The 20,596-nt window shown below is 57.6% G+C and carries 17 protein-coding genes; 14 read left to right on the forward strand and 3 right to left on the reverse strand.

The window, feature by feature from the left end; translation table 11 throughout:
• The first annotated feature begins 67 nt into the window (after positions 1 to 67).
• From phoB to ACOTXI_RS13135, 7 genes are all read left to right on the forward strand, one after another.
• A complete protein-coding gene (gene phoB / locus ACOTXI_RS13105; RefSeq protein WP_008503265.1) occupies positions 68 to 757 on the forward strand; it encodes a phosphate response regulator transcription factor PhoB in 690 nt (229 codons plus the stop codon).
• 21 nt (positions 758 to 778) lie between these two features.
• On the forward strand, positions 779 to 2,074 hold the full coding sequence (gene phoR, locus ACOTXI_RS13110) for a phosphate regulon sensor histidine kinase PhoR (protein ID WP_045371764.1): 1,296 nt from the start codon (positions 779 to 781) through the stop codon (positions 2,072 to 2,074).
• Between the two features lie 409 nt (positions 2,075 to 2,483).
• Positions 2,484 to 3,803, forward strand: coding sequence for a branched-chain amino acid transporter carrier protein BrnQ (gene brnQ, locus ACOTXI_RS13115; RefSeq protein WP_008503262.1), 1,320 nt, complete (start codon positions 2,484 to 2,486; stop codon positions 3,801 to 3,803).
• Positions 3,804 to 3,884: 81 nt separating this feature from the next.
• The gene (gene proY / locus ACOTXI_RS13120) at positions 3,885 to 5,258 is read left to right on the forward strand and encodes a proline-specific permease ProY (protein ID WP_008503261.1); all 1,374 of its coding nucleotides are present in this window, start codon (positions 3,885 to 3,887) and stop codon (positions 5,256 to 5,258) included.
• Between the two features lie 163 nt (positions 5,259 to 5,421).
• Complete coding sequence (gene malZ, locus ACOTXI_RS13125; RefSeq protein ID WP_058655082.1) at positions 5,422 to 7,239, forward strand: maltodextrin glucosidase; 1,818 nt, start codon at positions 5,422 to 5,424, stop codon at positions 7,237 to 7,239.
• 86 nt (positions 7,240 to 7,325) lie between these two features.
• Positions 7,326 to 9,947 carry a DUF2339 domain-containing protein gene (locus ACOTXI_RS13130; RefSeq protein WP_058655081.1) on the forward strand — a complete coding sequence of 874 codons (2,622 nt, stop codon included), beginning with the start codon at positions 7,326 to 7,328 and terminating at the stop codon, positions 9,945 to 9,947.
• Positions 9,944 to 11,329 (forward strand): DUF3999 domain-containing protein, encoded by a 1,386-nt coding sequence (locus tag ACOTXI_RS13135; RefSeq protein WP_058655080.1) that lies wholly within the window; start codon positions 9,944 to 9,946, stop codon positions 11,327 to 11,329. The genes ACOTXI_RS13130 and ACOTXI_RS13135 overlap by 4 nt, the downstream gene beginning before the upstream one ends.
• 43 nt (positions 11,330 to 11,372) lie before the next feature.
• Here ACOTXI_RS13135 and ACOTXI_RS13140 read toward each other — a convergent pair whose 3' ends face one another.
• Both ACOTXI_RS13140 and acpH read right to left on the reverse strand, forming a co-directional pair.
• Positions 11,373 to 11,975: a peroxiredoxin gene (locus ACOTXI_RS13140; RefSeq protein WP_008503347.1), complete on the reverse strand. Its 603-nt coding sequence runs from the start codon at positions 11,973 to 11,975 to the stop codon at positions 11,373 to 11,375.
• Positions 11,976 to 12,102: 127 nt separating this feature from the next.
• Complete coding sequence (gene acpH / locus ACOTXI_RS13145; protein WP_058655079.1) at positions 12,103 to 12,684, reverse strand: ACP phosphodiesterase; 582 nt, start codon at positions 12,682 to 12,684, stop codon at positions 12,103 to 12,105.
• 92 nt (positions 12,685 to 12,776) lie between these two features.
• Here acpH and queA point away from each other — a divergent pair, with 92 nt between their 5' ends.
• The 7 genes from queA to ACOTXI_RS13180 all read left to right on the forward strand — a co-directional run bounded on the left by queA (position 12,777) and on the right by ACOTXI_RS13180 (position 19,443).
• Positions 12,777 to 13,847 (forward strand): tRNA preQ1(34) S-adenosylmethionine ribosyltransferase-isomerase QueA, encoded by a 1,071-nt coding sequence (queA, locus tag ACOTXI_RS13150; protein ID WP_008503345.1) that lies wholly within the window; start codon positions 12,777 to 12,779, stop codon positions 13,845 to 13,847.
• Between the two features lie 53 nt (positions 13,848 to 13,900).
• Positions 13,901 to 15,028: a tRNA guanosine(34) transglycosylase Tgt gene (gene tgt, locus ACOTXI_RS13155; RefSeq protein WP_058655078.1), complete on the forward strand. Its 1,128-nt coding sequence runs from the start codon at positions 13,901 to 13,903 to the stop codon at positions 15,026 to 15,028.
• A gap of 22 nt (positions 15,029 to 15,050) precedes the next feature.
• Positions 15,051 to 15,383: a preprotein translocase subunit YajC gene (yajC, locus tag ACOTXI_RS13160; protein WP_000007630.1), complete on the forward strand. Its 333-nt coding sequence runs from the start codon at positions 15,051 to 15,053 to the stop codon at positions 15,381 to 15,383.
• 27 nt (positions 15,384 to 15,410) lie between these two features.
• Positions 15,411 to 17,258 carry a protein translocase subunit SecD gene (secD, locus tag ACOTXI_RS13165; RefSeq protein WP_021241665.1) on the forward strand — a complete coding sequence of 616 codons (1,848 nt, stop codon included), beginning with the start codon at positions 15,411 to 15,413 and terminating at the stop codon, positions 17,256 to 17,258.
• A 10-nt stretch (positions 17,259 to 17,268) separates the two neighbouring features.
• A complete protein-coding gene (gene secF / locus ACOTXI_RS13170; RefSeq protein WP_008503342.1) occupies positions 17,269 to 18,240 on the forward strand; it encodes a protein translocase subunit SecF in 972 nt (323 codons plus the stop codon).
• Positions 18,241 to 18,382: 142 nt separating this feature from the next.
• Positions 18,383 to 18,748 (forward strand): VOC family protein, encoded by a 366-nt coding sequence (locus tag ACOTXI_RS13175; RefSeq protein ID WP_008503341.1) that lies wholly within the window; start codon positions 18,383 to 18,385, stop codon positions 18,746 to 18,748.
• A gap of 14 nt (positions 18,749 to 18,762) precedes the next feature.
• A complete protein-coding gene (locus tag ACOTXI_RS13180) occupies positions 18,763 to 19,443 on the forward strand; it encodes a helix-turn-helix transcriptional regulator (protein ID WP_058655077.1) in 681 nt (226 codons plus the stop codon).
• Between the two features lie 88 nt (positions 19,444 to 19,531).
• Here the strand turns inward: ACOTXI_RS13180 and ACOTXI_RS13185 are convergent, their stop codons facing one another.
• Positions 19,532 to 20,410 carry a nucleoside-specific channel-forming protein Tsx gene (locus tag ACOTXI_RS13185; RefSeq protein WP_025912622.1) on the reverse strand — a complete coding sequence of 293 codons (879 nt, stop codon included), beginning with the start codon at positions 20,408 to 20,410 and terminating at the stop codon, positions 19,532 to 19,534.
• Between the last annotated feature and the right edge of the window lie 186 nt (positions 20,411 to 20,596).

The raw sequence follows: 20,596 nt of genomic DNA on the forward strand, positions 1-20,596 counted from the left end.
TAAATCTGACGCATAATGGCGCCGAATTACAAACTTGTAACGTAAATAAGATAAGACAGGGCAAAGTATGGCGAGACGTATTCTGGTCGTAGAAGATGAAGCTCCAATTCGTGAAATGGTGTGCTTCGTGCTCGAGCAAAACGGCTTCCAGCCGGTTGAAGCGGAAGATTATGACAGCGCAGTGAACCAGCTGAATGAACCCTGGCCCGATCTGATTCTGCTGGACTGGATGCTGCCCGGCGGCTCCGGACTGCAGTTTATCAAACACCTGAAGCGTGAAGCGCTGACCCGCGACATCCCGGTTGTGATGCTTACGGCGCGCGGAGAAGAAGAGGATCGTGTGCGCGGTCTGGAGACCGGCGCGGACGATTACATTACCAAACCGTTCTCCCCCAAAGAGCTGGTGGCCCGCATTAAAGCCGTGATGCGCCGTATTTCGCCGATGGCGGTGGAAGAGGTGATTGAGATGCAGGGGCTGAGCCTTGATCCGACTTCTCACCGCGTGATGACCGGTGAAAATCCCCTCGACATGGGGCCTACCGAATTTAAACTTCTGCACTTCTTTATGACCCACCCGGAACGCGTGTACAGCCGCGAGCAGTTGCTGAATAACGTCTGGGGAACTAACGTGTATGTCGAAGACCGGACGGTTGACGTACATATCCGCCGCCTGCGAAAAGCGCTGGAACTGAGCGGCCACGATCGCATGGTGCAGACGGTCCGCGGCACGGGTTATCGTTTTTCTACCCGTTTCTGAACAATGACAGGAGTGTGACGCGTGCTGGAACGTCTGTCATGGAAAAGGCTCGTCTTTGAACTGATCTTATGCTGTATTCCGGCCTTCATTCTGGGGGCCTTTCTTGGACATCTGCCGTGGTTTCTGCTGGCGTCGGTCACCGGGCTGCTGATCTGGCATTTCTGGAACCTGCTGCGCCTCTCCTGGTGGCTGTGGGTTGACCGAAGCATGACGCCGCCGCCCGGAAGCGGCAGCTGGGAGCCGCTGCTGTACGGTCTGCACCAGATGCAGATGCGAAATAAAAAGCGCCGCCGCGAGCTGGGAAGCCTGATTAAGCGTTTTCGCAGCGGTGCGGAGTCGCTACCGGATGCGGTCATTCTGACCACCGAAGAAGGGACGATCTTCTGGTGTAACGGCCTGGCGCAGCAGCTGCTGGGCCTGCGCTGGCCGGACGATAATGGCCAGAATATCCTCAACCTTCTGCGTTATCCCGAGTTTACGCTGTACCTGAAAAAGCGTGATTTTACCCGTCCGCACAATCTCAAGCTCAATAACGGTCGCCATCTGGAGATCCGCGTGATGCCCTACAGCGATAAGCAGTGGCTGATGGTGGCGCGCGATGTCACCCAGATGCACCAGTTGGAAGGGGCGCGCCGCAACTTCTTCGCCAACGTCAGTCACGAATTGCGTACCCCGCTGACCGTGCTTCAAGGCTACCTGGAGATGATGCAGGAGCAAACGCTGGAAGGTGCGCCGCGTGAAAAAGCGCTGCACACCATGCGCGAGCAAACGCACCGGATGGAAGGCCTGGTGAAGCAGCTGCTGACGCTCTCGAAGATTGAAGCGGCACCCACGCTCGCGCTGAATGACACCATCGATGTGCCGATGATGCTGCGAGTCGTGGAGCGTGAAGCGCAGACGTTAAGCCACAAAAAGCATCACCTGACCTTTGAGGTCGACAACACGCTTAAGGTGCTGGGCAGCGAAGATGAACTGCGTAGCGCTATCTCAAACCTGGTGTATAACGCGGTAAACCATACGCCGGAAGGAACGGAGATCGTGGTGCGCTGGCAGCATATCCCAACGGGGGCCGAGTTTAGCGTGGAGGACAACGGGCCGGGGATCGCGCCGGAGCATATTCCGCGTCTGACCGAGCGCTTCTATCGCGTGGATAAAGCGCGATCGCGGCAGACGGGCGGAAGCGGCCTGGGGCTGGCGATTGTGAAACACGCGGTGAATCACCATGAAAGCCGTCTCGATATTCAGAGTACCCTGGGTAAAGGAACCCGCTTCAGCTTCGTGATCCCGGAACGATTAATTGCCAAAAAGATCGCCTGACGGCAGGTGTGTCATTTTACCTTTCCACGGGTCAGCCATCGCTGGCCCGTTTGCTTTGCAGTCAAGCGAAACGCGTGTGAATTTTATACGGCTGGCTGTTTTTTGTTCGCATGATTAGCCATGGGTTTTTCTTATAATTAGCGTATTGTGCTGGAGTGTATTTTCATGCTGGCATATTGTTCTGGTTTTACGATCCCACCTTGCCTTTAAACGTTATAAGCGTTTAAATTGCCCCCCAGATACTGTCAGACCGACTGTATTTGCGTGGTAAATCGAAAAACTATTCTTCTCCACGCCAGGACGGGAGCATATCCCGCTAAAATTGAGCAAATTTTCGGCTGTATCGTCCCGTCAGGGGCAGCGAAAATCTCAATGTTTTCAACACCACATCCACAGGCAGTAAGGTTTTATGACCCATCACTTAAAATCGCGTGACATCATCGCGCTGGGCTTTATGACATTTGCGCTGTTCGTTGGCGCAGGCAACATCATTTTCCCTCCAATGGTTGGCTTACAGGCGGGTGAACACGTCTGGACCGCCGCGTTTGGTTTCCTGATTACTGCCGTGGGTCTGCCGGTGCTGACCGTCATCGCGCTGGCGAAAGTCGGCGGCGGTGTAGATAGCCTCAGCACCCCGATTGGCAAAGTGGCGGGCGTTCTGCTGGCTACCGTCTGCTACCTGGCCGTGGGTCCGCTGTTTGCCACCCCGCGTACCGCGACCGTTTCCTTCGAAGTGGGTATTGCTCCGCTGACCGGTGACGGCGCGATGCCGCTGTTCATCTACAGCCTGATCTACTTCGCTATCGTGATTCTGGTTTCCCTCTATCCGGGCAAGCTGCTGGATACCGTGGGTAACTTCCTGGCTCCGCTGAAAATTGTGGCGCTGATTGTTCTGGCGGTGGCGGCTATCGTCTGGCCTGCAGGCCCGATTAGCGACGCGATGGATGCCTATAAAAACGCCGCGTTCTCTAACGGCTTTGTGAACGGCTACCTGACGATGGATACGCTGGGCGCGATGGTGTTTGGTATCGTTATCGTTAACGCCGCGCGTTCCCGCGGGGTGACCGAAGCGCGTCTGCTGACCCGCTACACCATCTGGGCTGGCCTGATGGCCGGTGTAGGCCTGACGCTGCTGTATCTGGCGCTGTTCCGCCTGGGCTCCGATAGCGCGATGCTGGTCGATCAGAATGCGAATGGTGCGGCTATCCTGCACGCCTACGTCCAGCACACCTTCGGTGGTGCGGGCAGTATGCTGCTGGCGGCGCTCATCTTCCTGGCCTGCCTGGTTACCGCGGTTGGCCTGACCTGTGCCTGTGCTGAGTTCTTTGCGCAGTATCTGCCGCTCTCTTACCGCACCTTGGTGTTTATCCTCGGTATCTTCTCCATGGCGGTATCCAACCTCGGTCTGAGCCACCTGATTCAGGTCTCTATTCCGGTACTGACGGCGATCTATCCGCCGTGCATCGTGCTGGTGGTGCTGAGCTTCACCCGCCCGTGGTGGAACAACTCCTCACGAATTATTGCGCCAGCCATGTTTATCAGCCTGATTTTTGGTATCCTTGACGGGATTAAAGCATCAGCGTTCGCTGAAATTCTGCCAGCCTGGACACAGCGTCTGCCGCTGTCCGAGCAGGGTCTGGCCTGGCTGATGCCTACCGTTGTTGCACTGGTTCTGGCGGTTATCTGGGATCGTGCTGCAGGGCGTCAGGTCGCATCGAACGCCCATTAATCAACGGCAACAAACTGTTTAACCACGGGGCTTAAGGCCCCGTGGTTTTTTGTTTTTTTCGTGTTGAATGGCAAGATTTAAATGGAAAGCACTAACAAACTTAAACGTGGATTGAGCACGCGCCACATCCGCTTTATGGCGCTGGGCTCTGCTATTGGCACCGGTCTTTTTTATGGCTCGGCAGATGCCATCAAAATGGCCGGTCCAAGCGTGCTGCTGGCGTACATCATCGGCGGCGTGGCGGCGTATATCATCATGCGCGCCCTCGGCGAAATGTCGGTTCATAACCCCTCCGCCAGCTCCTTCTCGCGCTACGCGCAGGAAAACCTCGGCCCGCTGGCCGGGTTTATCACCGGCTGGACCTACTGCTTCGAAATCCTGATCGTGGCAATAGCCGACGTGACGGCGTTTGGCATCTATATGGGCGTCTGGTTCCCGGCGGTGCCGCACTGGATTTGGGTGCTGAGCGTGGTGCTGATCATTTGCGCCGTCAACCTGATGAGCGTGAAGGTGTTCGGCGAGCTGGAGTTCTGGTTCTCCTTCTTCAAGGTCGCCACCATTATCATCATGATTGTGGCCGGTTTCGGGATCATCATCTGGGGGATTGGCAACGGCGGGCAGCCGACCGGGATCCATAACCTCTGGAGCAACGGTGGCTTCTTCAGCAACGGCTGGCTCGGCATGGTGATGTCGCTGCAGATGGTGATGTTCGCCTACGGCGGTATCGAGATTATCGGTATCACTGCCGGTGAAGCGAAAGACCCGGAGAAATCCATTCCGCGTGCGATCAACTCGGTGCCGATGCGTATTCTGGTGTTTTATGTGGGTACGCTGTTTGTGATCATGTCCATCTACCCGTGGAATCAGGTGGGTACCAACGGTAGCCCGTTTGTCCTGACCTTCCAGCATATGGGCATTGCCTTTGCGGCTAGCATTCTGAACTTTGTGGTGCTGACCGCGTCGCTTTCGGCGATCAACAGTGACGTCTTTGGCGTGGGGCGTATGCTGCACGGCATGGCAGAGCAGGGCAGCGCGCCGAAGGTGTTCGCCAAAACCTCGCGCCGCGGCACGCCGTGGGTGACCGTTGTGGTGATGACCGTGGCGCTGCTGTTCTCGGTTTATCTGAACTACATCATGCCGGAGAACGTCTTCCTGGTGATTGCATCCCTGGCGACCTTCGCGACGGTGTGGGTGTGGATCATGATCCTGCTGTCGCAGATTGCCTTCCGCCGTCGCCTGTCGCCGGATGAGGCGAAAGCGCTGAAGTTCAAAGTACCGGGCGGGGTGGCGACGACCGTCGTCGGGCTGATCTTCCTGGTGTTTATCATTGGCCTGATTGGCTACCATCCGGACACCCGCATTTCGCTCTACGTGGGCTGCGCGTGGATCGTGCTGCTGCTGGTGGGCTGGGTGTTCAAATGCCGCCGCGACCGTCAGCTGGCGGAAGCGCAGTAAGGTAAAAATGCCGGGTGGCGCTGCGCTTACCCGGCCTACACTCCCTTTTACCCCCCAAAAAAACTCCTCCCCCGTCCTCCTCCCCCAATAAATCCCATCATGGTGAGCTATCCTTAACCACCCTGTGGCAAGGTGACGTCAATTTCATCAGAGGGGATTCGTGATGTTAAACGCCTGGCACCTTCCGGTTGCCCCATTTGTTAAGCAAAACAAAGACAACCTTGTGATTACGCTCTGGCTGGCGGGGGAAAACCAGCCCGATCACGTGACGCTCCGCGCCGAAATCGATAACGAAGAGACCGGGTTGAAAATGCACAAGCTGCGCAGCCAGCCGCAGCCGGGGATCACCGCCTGGCGGGCGAATATCGATCTGAACAGCGGACAGCCGCGCCGCCGCTACAGCTTTAAGCTTTTGTGGAACAACCGCCAGCTGTGGTTTACCCCGCAGGGGTTTAGCCGTTTCCCGCCTGCACGGCTGGAGCAGTTTGCGGTCGATTATCCGGATAACGGCCCGCAGTGGGTTAACGATCAGGTCTTTTACCAGATTTTCCCGGACCGTTTTGCGCGCAGCGAAAAGCGCACTGCCGACCAGGATAAGATCTATTACCACCATGCCGCGGGCCACGACATTATCCTGAAAGCGTGGGATGAGCCGTTAACCGCGCAGGCGGGCGGCTCGACCTTCTACGGCGGCGATCTCGACGGTATCAGCGAAAAGCTGCCGTACCTGAAAAAACTGGGCGTGACGGCGCTGTACCTCAACCCGGTGTTTAAAGCCCCGAGCGTACACAAATACGATACCGAAGATTATCGCCACGTTGATGAGCAGTTTGGCGGCGACGAGGCGCTGCTGCGCTTGCGTAAGAATACGCAAAAAGAGGGGATGCGCCTGATCCTGGACGGCGTGTTCAACCACAGCGGCGATTCGCATGCGTGGTTTGATCGGCATAACCAGTCGATGGGCGGGGCATGTCATAACCCGGATTCGCCGCAGCGCGACTGGTACAGCTTTAACGAGGAGGGCCGCGCGCTGGACTGGCTGGGCTACCCGAGCCTGCCGAAGCTGGATTTCCAGTCGCCAACGCTCGTTAATGAAATCTACGGCGGCGAAGACAGCATCGTCCGACACTGGCTGAAGGCGCCGTGGAATATGGACGGCTGGCGTCTGGACGTGGTGCATATGCTCGGCGAAGCGGGCGGGGCGCGGAACAATCTTCAGCACGTCGCCGGCATAACGCGCTCGGCAAAAGCCGCACAGCCGGAAGCGTTCGTTTTTGGCGAGCACTTTGGTGACGCGCGCCAGTGGCTGCAGAACGATGCGGAAGATGCGGCGATGAACTATCGCGGCTTTACCTTCCCGCTGTGGGGATTCCTCGCCAACACCGATATCTCCTACGATCCGAATCATATCGACGCGGAAACCTGCATGGCGTGGATGGAGAACTACCGCGCCGGGCTGTCGCATCAGCAGCAGCTGCGGATGTTTAACCAGCTCGATAGCCACGATACCGCGCGTTTTAAATCCCTGCTGGGCAAGGATGTCGCGCGTCTGCCGCTGGCGGTGACCTGGCTCTTCACCTGGCCGGGCGTGCCGTGCATCTACTACGGAGACGAGGTGGGGCTGGACGGCAACAACGATCCGTTCTGCCGCAAAACCTTCCCGTGGGCGCCGGAGAAACAGGACAAGGTGCTGTTCAGCCTGTATCAGCGCCTGGCGAAGCTGCGTAAGCAGAGTCTCGCCCTGCGCTACGGCGGCTGTCAGGTGGTGTACGCCCACGATAACGTGGTGGTGTTTGCTCGCGTCTATAACCAGCAGCGCGTGCTGGTGGCGATCAACCGGGGCGAGGCCTGCGAAGTGGTGCTGGATGATTCACCGCTGCTGAAGGTGGCTGCGTGGAAGAGCAAAGAGGGCAAGGCGACGATACAGGACGGCGTGCTGGCGCTGCCTGCGGTATCCGCGACGATCTGGTTCGGCAGCTAATGCGCTAATGTTTCCACCTTTTAAGATGGCGCAAATGCAACGATTTGTGTCAATCTTAACGGATCGTTTACGGTGAAGGTGGAAACATGGACGAGCTTTACATCCTTGGCTGTTTATTCCTGGTTTTTGCGCTGCTGGTTGCGCCCGTGCTTGCGGTTATCGGGTTTAATCGCAGTACGGCGGCGCAGCAGGAGATCGCCCGGCTACGCCAGCGCATAGAGGCGCTTGAGCAGCGCGGCGTGCCTGAGAACGCGCCGGAGCCGGTGCAGACCGCCGCGCCGGAGGCTATGAACGCGCCAGTGGTGGAGGACGCTCCCGCGCCTGTCGACCCCTGGCGACCCGATATTCCCGCAGCGGTGGCAGAACCCGCTTCTTCCCAGGCCCCGACCCCTGCGGCAAAACAGCCTTCAGCCTTTGGCGGCATCCTGACGTCGCTGGCGCGCTGGTTCATGCAGGGCAATCCACTGGCGAAGCTGGGCATTCTGCTGCTCTTCCTTGGCCTCTCTTTCCTGCTGCGCTATACCGTCGAACATTCCCTGTTCCCGCTTGAGCTGCGCCTCGTGGCAGCGGCGCTGTTTGCCGTTGTTCTGCTGGCGATTGGGTGGCGGCTGCGGCACAGGCAGCGGGTCTATGCGCTGATCCTCCAGGGCGGGGCGACCGGGGTGCTTTACCTGACGGTGTTTGGCGCCTTCCGGCTCTGGCAAATGCTGCCGATGATGCTGGCTTTTGCGCTGCTGGTGGTGATCTGCGCGGCGAGCGTCGGGCTGGCGGTGCTGCAGAAGGCGCTGAGCCTGGCCATGCTGGCGAGCCTCGGCGGCTACCTTGCGCCGCTGCTGTTGTCTACCGGGGGCGGCAGCTTTGTCGCGCTGTTCTCTTTCTATCTCCTGCTGTCTATCGGCATTCTTGCCATCAGCATCTGGCAGCACTGGCGCGAGCTGAACCTGCTCGGGCTGCTGTTCACGTTCGGCGTGGGCGGCCTGTGGGGGCTGAGTGATTACCAGCCTGAAGACTATTGGATCTGCCAGCTGTTCCTGATTGCCAATACGCTGATCTTCGGCGTGCTGAGCGTGGCGCTGTCGCTGCGGGCGCAGGAGAAAGGGAAGCAGATCGTTGACGGCGTGCTGCTGTTTGCCCCGCCGCTGATCGGCTTCGGGATGCAGTACGGCATGACCCGACACTGGGAATATGGCCCGGCGCTGAGCGCGCTGGGATACGGCGCATTTTATCTCACCCTCGCGTACCTCGCGCTGCGGCGCTATCCCTCCCTCGGACGGCCGCTGGTCATGGCGGCGCTGGCGATCGGCGGCGGGTTTGCCACGCTCGCCATTCCGCTGGCGCTGTCGGCGCGCTGGACGGCAATGGCCTGGGCGCTGGAGGGGCTGGGTATTCTCTGGCTGGGCGTGCAGCAGCACCAGCGGCGCATGAGCTATAGCGGGACGGCGCTGCTGGTGCTGGCCCTCGGCAGCGCGCTGTGGGCGCAAACGGACGGCGTTACGTCGCTGAGCCTGCTCCTTATCTTCGCCATCCTCAGCCTTTGCTGGCTGGCAGCGGCCTGGCTGTGGCGGACTCTTTTTCTGCCGGTCAGCTGGGCGCTGCTGGCAGGCGGGCTGCTGTTCTGGCTGGTAGCGCAGCTGGGTGCGTCGCAGCTTGTACTTACGAAAGAATTACCGATTCTGGCGGGCGTGCTGGCGCTGACGGCGGCGTCGGTCTGGGGCTGGCGGCAGGTGGCCGCTCGTCTGGCGTGGCGAGAGCTGGACGCCAGCAAATGGCTGCTGTGGCCGGTTATGCTGCTGATGGTGGGGTATCAGATCTGGCATCAGCAGATCGTTGCCGCCGGCTGGTCAAACCTGGCCTGGTGCGTTGCACTTCCTGCCGCGCTGATGCTGCTGCGGCGCGATGGTGAAAGGGTTCTGCCGAGTATCGCGATGGGGCTACACCTGTCGCTGTGCTGGATGATTTTACTGGCGCTGGCCGCCGAGCTTTACTGGTTTGCCCGGTCTCTGCCGTGGGGCATGGCGGCCTGGGGTAGCGGATTAGCGATGGCCGCAGGCGGCGGGGTGATTATGGCGCTCTCTGCTGCGGTACGGCGTCGCGCGTGGCCGTTCCGGGAATGGCCTGCGCTCTATGCGTGTCTGGCACCGATCCCTGCCGTCGTGGCGCTGCTGGTATTGCTGGTGGTGACCAATTTCCAGGACGGCGTGGTCTATCGTCAAACCTGGCTCCCGCTGGTAAACCCGCTTGAGGAAGGCGCAGCGTTCGCGTTGCTGGGGCTGGTGGTCTTTTATCGGGCGGTGGACCGCTACTACCCTGCATTGCTTGCGCAAGCGCGTCCGTGGCCTGCCGTCGCGCTCATGGCGTTTGGCTTCTGGTGGCTGAACGGTGCGCTGATGCGCGCCCTGGCCTGGTACGGCGACGTGGCCTGGAATATGGCATCGCTGTGGGATTCGCGGCTTATCCAGACCAGCTTTGCCCTGTTCTGGATGCTGAGTGCGCTGGTGGTCATGATCCATGCCACCCGTCGGGCTTCCCGGCAGGAGTGGCTCTGCGGGGCCGCGCTGCTGGGTGTGGTGATGGTTAAACTGATGCTGGTGGACAGCGCGGGCGGAGGCGGTCTGGCGCGCGCGGTGGCGTTTATCGGCGTGGCGATACTGGTGCTGATCGTGGGCTATTTCTCGCCGCTACCGCCAAAAACAGGAGATGAAAAATGAAATGGATGAAAGCGGTAGCGTGTACCGCGCTGCTGGCGCTTTCCGGCCCGGCGTTCTGCGACGAGGTACCGGCGGAATCGCCACGGGACTACGCCTTTGGTCGTTCACTCGACACGTCCGTTCCTTCCCGGTGGTATCGAGTGATGCTGCCGCTTGCCGTCTATGAGCAGAGCATATCCGCGGATCTGCATGATGTTCGCGTCTTTAACCAGTCGGGTGAGCCGGTTCCCTTTAGCCTGATCGCCGCGACGCGCCCGCAGGCCACAGTGCAGTCCACGGCGCTGCGCCTCTTTCCGCTGGATGCCTCGCCGCTCGCGGCTGCCTCAGACGCCGGTGACAGCGATAAGATCCGGCTCCGTTCCCGAAACGGCGTTGAGATTGTGCTGGAGGGGCAAAAAGCCGCCGCAGCCGGGCAACATTACCTGCTGAGCTTGCCGGAGCAGACGACGGGTGAGCTGGCCATATCCCAGCTGCAGCTGCTCTGGAATACCCCGCAGACGCCGTGGCAGGGAACGGCGTCGGTCTATTACAGCGAGGATCTTAAGCGCTGGTATACCCTTCGCGAAGATATGCCGCTGCTGGACGTCGCCAGCGGCCAGGATCGCCTTAAGCTCGATCGGATCGATACCGACACGGTTTTATCTCCCGAGGCGAATCGCTATCTCATGGTGGTGCTGAATACGCAGAGCCAGGGGGTAACGTTGACCGGCGTAAACGCAATCAGCGCACCTGCGCAGGCGGCCCCGGAAGAGATCAATCTTGAGGGGGAAGGGGAGCAGCTATCGACAACCGAAGCGCAGTGGCGCTGGACGCGTCCGCAGCCGCTGAGCGCTGTTAGCATCTCGCTGAACGGCGATGGCGTCCTTCCCGTGGAGATCGCGTGGCGGCGTACGGAAAAAGACACATGGCATCCCCTGAAAAAAGAGGTGATTTACCGCCTGGAGGGGAAAACATCCGGACCGGTTTCGCTAAACGGGGACCTGGTGCAGGCAGTGAAAATCACGACGCTGAATGCGCGTCTGCCAGAATACCTGCCGAGCGTCACGGGGCATCGCGACCGCTATGACCTGGTGTTCAACGCGCAGGGTAAAGCGCCGTACGTGCTCGCCTGGGGCAACGGCGCCGCAAAGCCTGCACAGGTGGAACCTGACATGCTGATCCCAGCCGATCTGCGCAAGACCTATGATATGGCGAACCTGCCGCAGGCCGATATTCTGGATAATGTCGCGTTGGGCGGTGAGGGGCGGCTAAACGCCACCTCTGCAGGCGAGCGGGCGAGCTGGATGAACGCCCTGCTGGTGTGGGGCGTGCTGATCGCGGGCGTAATCCTGCTGGCGGGCATGGCCTGGCGCATCTGGCGGGAAACGCAGCGCAAGGCATAAAAAAAGGCCCGCATAAGCGGGCCTTTCTCGTAAACCGTGCCGATTACAGGCTGGATACGTTCTCAGACAGGTATTTAGCTACGCCGTCTGGGGAAGCAGCCATACCTTCTTTACCTTTTTCCCACTGAGCCGGGCACACTTCGCCGTGCTCTTCGTGGAACTGCAGCGCGTCAACCATGCGCAGCATTTCGTCGATGTTACGACCCAGCGGCAGATCGTTCACGACCTGGTGACGAACGATGCCGTTTGCGTCGATCAGGAAGGAACCGCGCAGCGCAACGCCAGCGTCCGGATGTTCGATACCGTAAGCCTGCTGGATTTCGCGTTTGATGTCCGCAACCATTGCGTATTTCACCGCACCGATGCCGCCTTTGTCGACAGGGGTGTTACGCCATGCGTTGTGTACAAACTCAGAGTCGAAGGAGACGCCAACCACTTCCACGCCACGCTTCTGGAATTCTTCATAACGTTTGTCGAACGCGATCAGCTCAGACGGGCAAACGAAAGTGAAGTCCATTGGCCAGAAGAACAGAACGGTCGCTTTACCGTTGGTGTGCTGTTTGAAGTTGAAGTTTTCAACGATTTCACCGTTGCCAAGAACTGCTGCAGCTGTAAAATCCGGAGCCGGACGAGTTACCAGAACCATATGATTCTCCTGTAGATACTAAGGTTATTTGGAACGCAACGCGAGCCAGTATAGAGAGTGTTCATGGATAAGACAAAGAGGTGGTGACAATCGTTCCGCCAGCTTTTACCTATCAATACGAATTCTGTCAGAGCTGTTTGTTTTTCGCCTGCGCCATCATGCGCGGGTAAAACTGCCAGAAGCGGGTCTCCAGCGCATCGTAATGTTTATCCAGGTCATACCAGGAATCCCGCAGCGCATCCAGGCGCGGGCGACGGCTCGCCATCCCATTCAGCACGCTCTGAATGAAATCCATCTCGCGATAGCGCTCCAGCCAGCGCTCTGACCACAGGTAGTTATTCAGATTCACAAAGCGCGGCGGCGAGTCGGGCAGAATGATCGACACCTGCTGATGGGCATAACGCACAAATTCCGGCAGGGGAAGCTCTGGCGAGAGCTGTGCCCAGTGGCGCGACAGGAAATGGTCCCACATCACATCAAGCGTGATCGGCGCGACGCGTCGCGTTTCCGGCCGAAACCACGCTTTGGCTTCCGTCACTTCCGGCAGCTTATCCGTCAGCACGTCGATGCGGCGGTGCATAAAAATCCCGTCGACAACCTCAGGGGCGTACGCTTCCGCGGGGTTGCCGCGTACGAAATCGGCCAGCAAATTGCCGGACAGGGAGCTGTCAGCGAGGTGAGCGAGATGCAGGTGAGCGAGAAAATTCATGCGTTTTATTTGTCCGGGGGCGGCTAGTTGTTGCAGCAAAAGGGTGTGAGCACTAGACTATGCCGCCTGTTTTTAAGTCACGAGTATACGTCATGCGCGTCGCCGATTTCTCCTTTGAACTACCTGAATCCCTGATTGCTCACTATCCCATGCCTGAGCGCAGCAGCTGTCGTTTACTGTCACTGGATGGGCCAACGGGCGAGCTGACGCACGGTACTTTCACCGATTTGCTCGACAAGCTCAACCCTGGCGATCTGCTGGTCTTTAACAATACCCGCGTGATCCCGGCGCGCCTGTTCGGCCGTAAGGCCAGCGGCGGCAAGATTGAAGTGCTGGTCGAACGTATGCTCGATGATAAACGTATTCTGGCACATATTCGCGCATCCAAAGCGCCAAAGCCGGGCGCGGAGCTGCTGCTGGGCGATGACGAGAGCATCAAGGCGACCATGACCGCGCGCCACGACGCGCTGTTCGAGGTGGAGTTCAACGACGAGCGCACGGTGCTTGATATCCTGAACGCCATCGGCCACATGCCGCTGCCGCCGTACATTGAGCGTCCGGACGAAGAGGCTGACCGCGAGCTGTACCAGACCGTCTACAGCCAGAAGCCTGGCGCGGTCGCGGCCCCGACGGCAGGCCTGCACTTTGATGAACCGCTGCTGGAAAAACTGCGCGCGAAAGGCATTGAGATGGCGTTTGTAACGCTGCACGTCGGGGCGGGAACCTTCCAGCCGGTGCGCGTGGACAGCATTGAAGACCACATCATGCACTCTGAGTATGCTGAAGTGCCGCAGGATGTCGTGGACGCGGTGCTGGCGGCGAAAGCGCGCGGTAGCCGCGTCGTGGCGGTCGGTACGACGTCGGTGCGCTCGCTGGAGAGCGCCGCGCAGGCCGCGAAAAGCGAGTTGATTGAGCCGTTCTTTGGCGATACGCAGATCTTTATCTACCCGGGTTACCAGTACAAAGTGATTGACGCGCTGGTGACCAACTTCCATCTGCCTGAATCGACGCTGATTATGCTGGTCTCTGCGTTCGCGGGGTATCAGCATACGATGAATGCCTACAAGTCTGCGGTAGAACAAAAATATCGCTTTTTTAGCTACGGGGACGCGATGTTTATCACGTACAATCCGCAGGCTTTGAATGAGCGTGTCGGGGAATAAGTCCGCGGCACCGTTTTACAACGTTGGACTGTTTTTCTGACGTCGGAGAAAAAATGAAATTTAAACTCGATACCACCGACGGTCGCGCGCGCCGCGGTCGCCTGGTGTTTGATCGCGGCGTGGTGGAAACCCCCGCGTTTATGCCTGTGGGCACGTACGGCACCGTAAAAGGGATGACGCCGGAAGAAGTTGAAGCCACGGGCGCGCAGATTATCCTCGGCAATACCTTCCACCTGTGGCTGCGTCCGGGTCAGGAGATCATGAAGCTCCACGGCGACCTGCACGACTTCATGCAGTGGAAAGGCCCTATCCTGACCGACTCCGGCGGTTTCCAGGTCTTCAGCCTGGGCGATATCCGCAAGATCACCGAGCAGGGCGTTCACTTCCGTAACCCGATCAACGGCGATCCGATTTTCCTCGATCCCGAAAAATCAATGGAGATTCAGTACGATCTCGGCTCTGACATCGTGATGATCTTCGACGAATGCACGCCGTATCCGGCCGACTGGGACTACGCCAAGCGTTCCATGGAGATGTCTCTGCGCTGGGCGAAGCGTAGCCGTGACCGTTTTGACTCCCTGCAGAACAAAAATGCGCTGTTCGGCATTATCCAGGGCAGCGTTTACGAAGATTTACGCGATATCTCTGTTAAAGGTCTGGTAGAGATAGGTTTTGATGGCTACGCTGTCGGCGGTTTGGCTGTGGGTGAGCCGAAGGAAGACATGCACCGCATTCTGGAGCACGTCTGCCCGCAAATCCCGGCGGATAAACCACGATACCTGATGGGCGTGGGCAAACCGGAAGATCTGGTTGAAGGCGTACGCCGCGGCATTGATATGTTCGACTGCGTCATGCCAACCCGCAACGCGCGTAACGGCCATCTGTTCGTTACCGATGGCGTGGTGAAAATCCGTAACGCGAAGCATAAGAGTGACACCAGCCCGCTCGATTCCGAGTGCGATTGCTATACCTGTCGCAATTATTCTCGTGCGTACCTGCATCATCTCGATCGTTGCAACGAGATTTTGGGCGCGCGTCTCAATACCATTCATAATCTTCGTTATTATCAGCGCTTAATGGCTGGTTTACGTAAGGCTATCGAAGAGGGTAAATTAGAGAGCTTCGTGACCGATTTCTACCAACGTCAGGGGCGGGATGTTCCACCGTTGAACGTTGATTAATTTTAATAATGAGGGAATTTGAATGAGCTTTTTTATTTCTGATGCGGTAGCAGCAACAGGCGCTCCAGCGCAGGGCAGCCCAATGTCTCTGATTCTGATGCTGGTTGTGTTCGGTCTGATCTTCTATTTCATGATCCTGCGCCCACAGCAGAAGCGCACCAAAGAGCACAAAAAGCTGATGGACTCCATCGCGAAAGGCGATGAAGTGCTGACCAACGGTGGTCTGGTCGGTCGCGTAACCAAAGTGGCTGAAAGTGGCTACATTGCAATCGCCCTGAACGACACCACTGAAGTGGTCATCAAACGTGACTTCGTAGCTGCCGTTCTGCCGAAAGGCACCATGAAGGCGCTGTAATCCCAACTTTTCCCAAAGGGAACTGCCGTGTTAAACCGTTATCCTTTGTGGAAGTACATCATGCTGGTCGTCGTGATTCTCGTCGGCCTGCTGTACGCGCTTCCCAACCTGTATGGTGAGGATCCGGCTGTTCAAATCACTGGCGCGCGCGGTGTCGCCGCCAGTGAGCAAACGCTGATCCAGGTCCAGAAAACGTTACAAGAAGAAAAAATTACCGCTAAGTCTGTGGCACTGGAAGAGGGCGCAATTCTTGCTCGCTTCGACACCACCGACACGCAGCTCCGCGCACGTGAAGCGCTGATGGGCGTGCTGGGTGATAAATACGTCGTGGCGCTTAACCTTGCCCCTGCAACCCCGCGTTGGCTGGCTGCGATGAATGCAGAGCCAATGAAACTCGGTCTTGACCTGCGTGGTGGCGTTCACTTCCTGATGGAAGTGGATATGGATACCGCGCTCGGCAAGCTGCAGGAACAGAATATCGACAGCCTGCGCAGCGATCTGCGTGATAAAGGCATCGCTTACACCACCGTGCGTAAAGAAGATAACTACGGCATGAGCATCACGTTCCGCGACAGCGCGGCGCGCGATCAGGCTGTAGATTACCTGACCCAACGTCACCGTGACCTGGTGATCTCCTCGCAGGGCAGCAACCAGCTGCGCGCGGTGATGACCGATGCGCGCCTGAAAGAAGCGCGTGAATATGCCGTTCAGCAGAACATCAACATTCTGCGTAACCGTGTAAACCAACTGGGCGTGGCCGAGCCGCTGGTACAGCGTCAGGGTGCTGACCGTATCGTGGTTGAACTGCCAGGTATCCAGGACACCGCGCGTGCGAAAGAGATTCTCGGTGCGACCGCAACGCTGGAATTCCGTCTGGTGAATACCAACGTTGACCAGTCTGCTGCCGCTTCTGGCCGTATTCCGGGTGACTCCGAAGTGAAACAGACCCGCGAAGGTCAGCCGGTTGTGCTGTACAAACGTGTGATTCTGACCGGTGACCACATCACCGACTCCACGTCGAGCCAGGATGAATACAACCAGCCGCAGGTTAACATCTCGCTGGATAGCGCGGGTGGTAACATCATGTCTAACTTCACCAAGGACAACATCGGTAAACCGATGGCGACCCTGTTCGTGGAGTACAAAGACAGCGGTAAGAAAGATGCAAACGGCCGTGCTGTGCTGGTGAAAGAGGAAGAGGTGATTAACATCGCCAATATCCAGTCTCGTCTGGGTAACAGCTTCCGTATTACCGGTATTAACAACCCGAACGAAGCGCGTCAGCTCTCCCTGCTGCTGCGTGCCGGTGCGCTGATAGCGCCAATTCAGATTGTTGAAGAACGTACCATTGGTCCAACTCTGGGTATGCAAAACATCCAGCAGGGCCTGGAAGCGTGTCTGGCCGGTCTGGTGGTCTCTATCCTGTTCATGATCTTCTTCTATAAGAAGTTTGGTCTGATTGCGACCTCCGCGCTGATCGCGAACCTGGTGCTGATTATCGGCATCATGTCCCTGCTGCCGGGAGCGACGCTGACCATGCCGGGGATTGCGGGTATCGTTCTGACCCTTGCGGTGGCGGTCGACGCCAACGTACTGATTAACGAACGTATCAAAGAAGAGTTGAGCAACGGTCGCTCTGTTCAGCAGGCGATTGATGAAGGTTATAAAGGCGCGTTCAGCTCTATCTTCGATGCGAACGTAACAACACTGATTAAGGTTCTTATCCTGTATGCAGTGGGTACTGGCGCGATCAAAGGCTTTGCGATTACAACCGGTATCGGTGTCGCAACGTCAATGTTTACCGCTATTGTCGGCACCCGTGCCATCGTGAACCTGCTGTACGGCGGCAAGCGCGTCAAAAAGCTGTCTATCTGAGGAGTGCGTTGTGGCACAGGAATATACTGTTGAACAATTGAACCACGGCCGTAAAGTCTGGGACTTTATGCGCTGGGATTACTGGGCCTTCGGCATTTCAGGTTTCCTGCTGATTCTGTCCATCGTCATTATGGGCGTGAAAGGCTTTAACTGGGGTCTCGATTTTACCGGTGGTACGGTAATTGAAATCTCCCTGGAAAAACCGGTCGATATGGACCAGATGCGCGAATCGCTGCAGAAAGCGGGCTTTGAAGAGCCGCTGCTGCAGAACTTCGGCAGCAGCCGCGACATCATGGTGCGTATGCCGCCGGTGCACGATGCCAACGGCAGCCAGGAGCTGGGCAGTAAGGTTGTTAGCGTGATTAACGAAACAACCAGCCAGAACGCGGCGGTTAAGCGTATTGAGTTCGTCGGCCCAAGCGTGGGTGCTGACCTGGCGCAGACCGGTGCGATGGCGCTGCTGGTGGCGCTGATCTCCATCCTGGTGTACGTCGGTTTCCGCTTTGAGTGGCGACTGGCGGCCGGTGTGGTTATCGCTCTGGCGCACGACGTGGTGATCACCATGGGCATACTGTCGCTGTTCCACATTGAGATTGACCTGACGATTGTGGCATCCCTGATGTCCGTCATCGGTTACTCACTGAACGACAGTATCGTGGTATCTGACCGTATCCGTGAAAACTTCCGTAAGATCCGTCGCGGTACGCCGTACGAAATCTTTAACGTGTCGTTGACCCAGACGCTGCACCGTACCTTGATCACCTCCGGTACCACCCTGATGGTGATCCTGATGCTGTTCCTGTTCGGTGGTCCGGTTCTGGAAGGCTTCTCCTTGACCATGTTGATTGGTGTCACCATCGGTACGGCGTCGTCTATCTACGTTGCGTCCGCCCTGGCACTGAAACTCGGCATGAAGCGCGAGCACCTGCTCCAGCAGAAAGTCGAAAAAGAAGGGGCGGATCAGCCGTCCATTCTGCCGTAAGACGACGTTTAGCGCGTTATCAAAATCCCGGTCTGTTGACCGGGATTTTTTTTATCTGCTCCTGACAAACACTCCTGACAGTATGCTGTCAGGAGCCCTGTCGTAGACTCCTTCTGAACCCAAACAACAGGCAGGAGGATGTATGAAAAGCGTCATTAACTGGTTTGAAATTCCGGTCTCGGATATGGATCGCGCCATCAAATTTTATGAGCCGGTGATGCAGCTTGCGCTGCGTCGCGAGAAAATGGACTGTGCGGAGCTGGCGGTTTTCCCGCATGAGGATCCCGCCACCGGAGGCGCACTGGCAAAATTTGACGGCGTTACACCGTCTTTGCAGGGCGCTATTATTTACCTGCATACTGACAATCTGGCGGCAACGCTCGATCGCATCGCCTCTGCGGGCGGCGAGTGCGTGTTTGGCCCGCTGGAACTGCCGCATGGCATTGGCACTATCGCCTTGTTTACCGACAGCGAGGGTAACCGCGTCGGCCTCCATCAACCTGCCTGAGAGCGAACTAAGAAATGACCCGACGCGCTGACCGTTTGTTTCAGATTGTGCAGATCCTGCGGGGCAGGCGTCTGACAACGGCAGCGCATCTGGCGGACCGGCTTGGCGTATCCGAGCGCACGGTCTACCGCGATATCCGCGACCTGTCGCTTTCCGGCGTGCCTGTGGAAGGCGAGGCGGGGAGCGGATATCGGCTGATGTCGGGCTTTGACCTGCCGCCGCTGATGCTGACAAATAAGGAGTCCGAGGCGCTGATTGTCGCCATTCGCCTGCTCAAAACCTGGGGAGGGGAATCGCTGTCGCGCGAGCTGGAGTCGGCTCAGGAAAAGGTGCTGGCGATTCTGCCCGAGGAGAGCCGTCGAAAGGCGGAGCAGACGCGGATCTACGCCCCGGATTTTTGCATGCAAAGCCACTCCCGCAGCGATTTTGACAGGATCCATCAGGCAATTTCCGCCCAGCAGGTGCTGGCGCTGCATTACCGTGATGAAGCAGGACAGCTGTCTAAACGTGAGGTTCAGCCGCTGGGGCTGTTCTTCTGGGGAGAGCGCTGGCTGCTGGCGGCGTGGTGTGAACGGCGCGATGACTATCGCTGTTTTCGGCTCGACAGATGCCTCAATATTGTGGCTACGGAAAGGCGGTTTAGCGAAAGTGCGGACAGGTCTTTGGCGGATTTTTTGCGTAAGGTGAAGCAGTAAAAAGCCGGGTGGCGGCTACGCCTTACCCGGCCTACATTTGGGTCGTAGGCCCGGTAAGCGTAGCGCCACCGGGCGAAACCCGCACTGATTAGAAGTTGTAACCTACAACCAGGTAACCACCCCAACCGGTAGAACGGACGTGTTCGTTCATCCATACCAGTTTAGCGTCGTCGTTCCACTGGCCGCCGTTGTGCCAGTAACGTGCCACAACAGAGTAATGCCAGTGATCGTAGTTCAGCGCCAGGATGTGGCTGGAGGCGATGGAGTCATTGGTACGCTGCTTAATACCGTTCTCTGCGTAACCGCTCTTATCGCCCAGATCTGAACCCCAGTCGAAGTTGGTGAAGCCGATATAGCTCAGATTACCGCCCCACAGCTGGGTGATTGGCACAAAGTATTTCACTTTGAAACGATAGCCATCCCATTCGTTCTGGTTTTCAGCGCCATAGTTCTGCCACTGATATTTGGCATAGACGTTCAGAGACAGGCTCATTGGCAGGCCGGTGTCGATGTCCGTACCCAGACCCATATACCAGGTGCTCTGACGACCGGACTCGTTGCGGCCCATGTCGTAAATATAGTTGTTCGCGAAGTACCACTCTTTGAACGGGCCGAAGCTCAGATCGGTGCCGGTCAGCTTGTCGATGGAGAAGCGTGGTTCGATTTCCATGAACAGAGGGGAGCCGTGGTTCCAGATACCTTTAGCCTGAGAGTTACCACCGAAGAAGACCGGTGCATCCATGTAGCCGTAGAAATCAAACCAGTCTTTCTTGGCGAACGCTTCATATTCCAGGTAGGTATCGTTACGAATCTGAGGTCCGAAACGCGTGTGGTAGCTGCCGACCACGTTAACGCTCTGGTGCCACCAGTCGGAGAGGTATTGTGGTTTGTCGTTTTCCGCTGCGTTAACAGTGAAAGAAGAGGATAGTGCCAGCACGGCGCCAGCTGCGAGTAATGTTTTTTTCATAATCATGCCACTGATTGAAATTCCCTTCCGGGAGTGAAAAATGCGCGAATTGCGTTTCTAAATATTTCGTGTTTCTGCGGTGCCTATTATAGGAATCCCTGCTCACAAAAATATGTGTTGTTTCACATATCTCTCATACGCGTAATCGATTGCGTTCACGTTTGCGTACTTTAAACGGCTGGGATT

Source organism: Enterobacter cloacae complex sp. BZL2005 (assembly GCF_049238885.1).
GTDB lineage: Bacteria > Pseudomonadota > Gammaproteobacteria > Enterobacterales > Enterobacteriaceae > Enterobacter > Enterobacter roggenkampii.

What these genes read in the sequence shown, in the direction of transcription:
- ACOTXI_RS13180 (WP_058655077.1), top strand. Translation starts at nt 18,763, where the DNA reads ATGACCCGACGCGCTGACCGTTTGTTTCAGATTGTGCAGATCCTGCGG.
- ACOTXI_RS13135 (WP_058655080.1), top strand. Translation starts at nt 9,944, where the DNA reads ATGAAATGGATGAAAGCGGTAGCGTGTACCGCGCTGCTGGCGCTTTCC.
- proY (WP_008503261.1), top strand. Translation starts at nt 3,885, where the DNA reads ATGGAAAGCACTAACAAACTTAAACGTGGATTGAGCACGCGCCACATC.
- malZ (WP_058655082.1), top strand. Translation starts at nt 5,422, where the DNA reads ATGTTAAACGCCTGGCACCTTCCGGTTGCCCCATTTGTTAAGCAAAAC.
- phoB (WP_008503265.1), top strand. Translation starts at nt 68, where the DNA reads ATGGCGAGACGTATTCTGGTCGTAGAAGATGAAGCTCCAATTCGTGAA.
- tgt (WP_058655078.1), top strand. Translation starts at nt 13,901, where the DNA reads ATGAAATTTAAACTCGATACCACCGACGGTCGCGCGCGCCGCGGTCGC.
- ACOTXI_RS13130 (WP_058655081.1), top strand. Translation starts at nt 7,326, where the DNA reads ATGGACGAGCTTTACATCCTTGGCTGTTTATTCCTGGTTTTTGCGCTG.
- ACOTXI_RS13185 (WP_025912622.1), bottom strand. Translation starts at nt 20,410, where the DNA reads ATGAAAAAAACATTACTCGCAGCTGGCGCCGTGCTGGCACTATCCTCT.
- ACOTXI_RS13175 (WP_008503341.1), top strand. Translation starts at nt 18,383, where the DNA reads ATGAAAAGCGTCATTAACTGGTTTGAAATTCCGGTCTCGGATATGGAT.
- ACOTXI_RS13140 (WP_008503347.1), bottom strand. Translation starts at nt 11,975, where the DNA reads ATGGTTCTGGTAACTCGTCCGGCTCCGGATTTTACAGCTGCAGCAGTT.
- queA (WP_008503345.1), top strand. Translation starts at nt 12,777, where the DNA reads ATGCGCGTCGCCGATTTCTCCTTTGAACTACCTGAATCCCTGATTGCT.
- acpH (WP_058655079.1), bottom strand. Translation starts at nt 12,684, where the DNA reads ATGAATTTTCTCGCTCACCTGCATCTCGCTCACCTCGCTGACAGCTCC.
- yajC (WP_000007630.1), top strand. Translation starts at nt 15,051, where the DNA reads ATGAGCTTTTTTATTTCTGATGCGGTAGCAGCAACAGGCGCTCCAGCG.
- brnQ (WP_008503262.1), top strand. Translation starts at nt 2,484, where the DNA reads ATGACCCATCACTTAAAATCGCGTGACATCATCGCGCTGGGCTTTATG.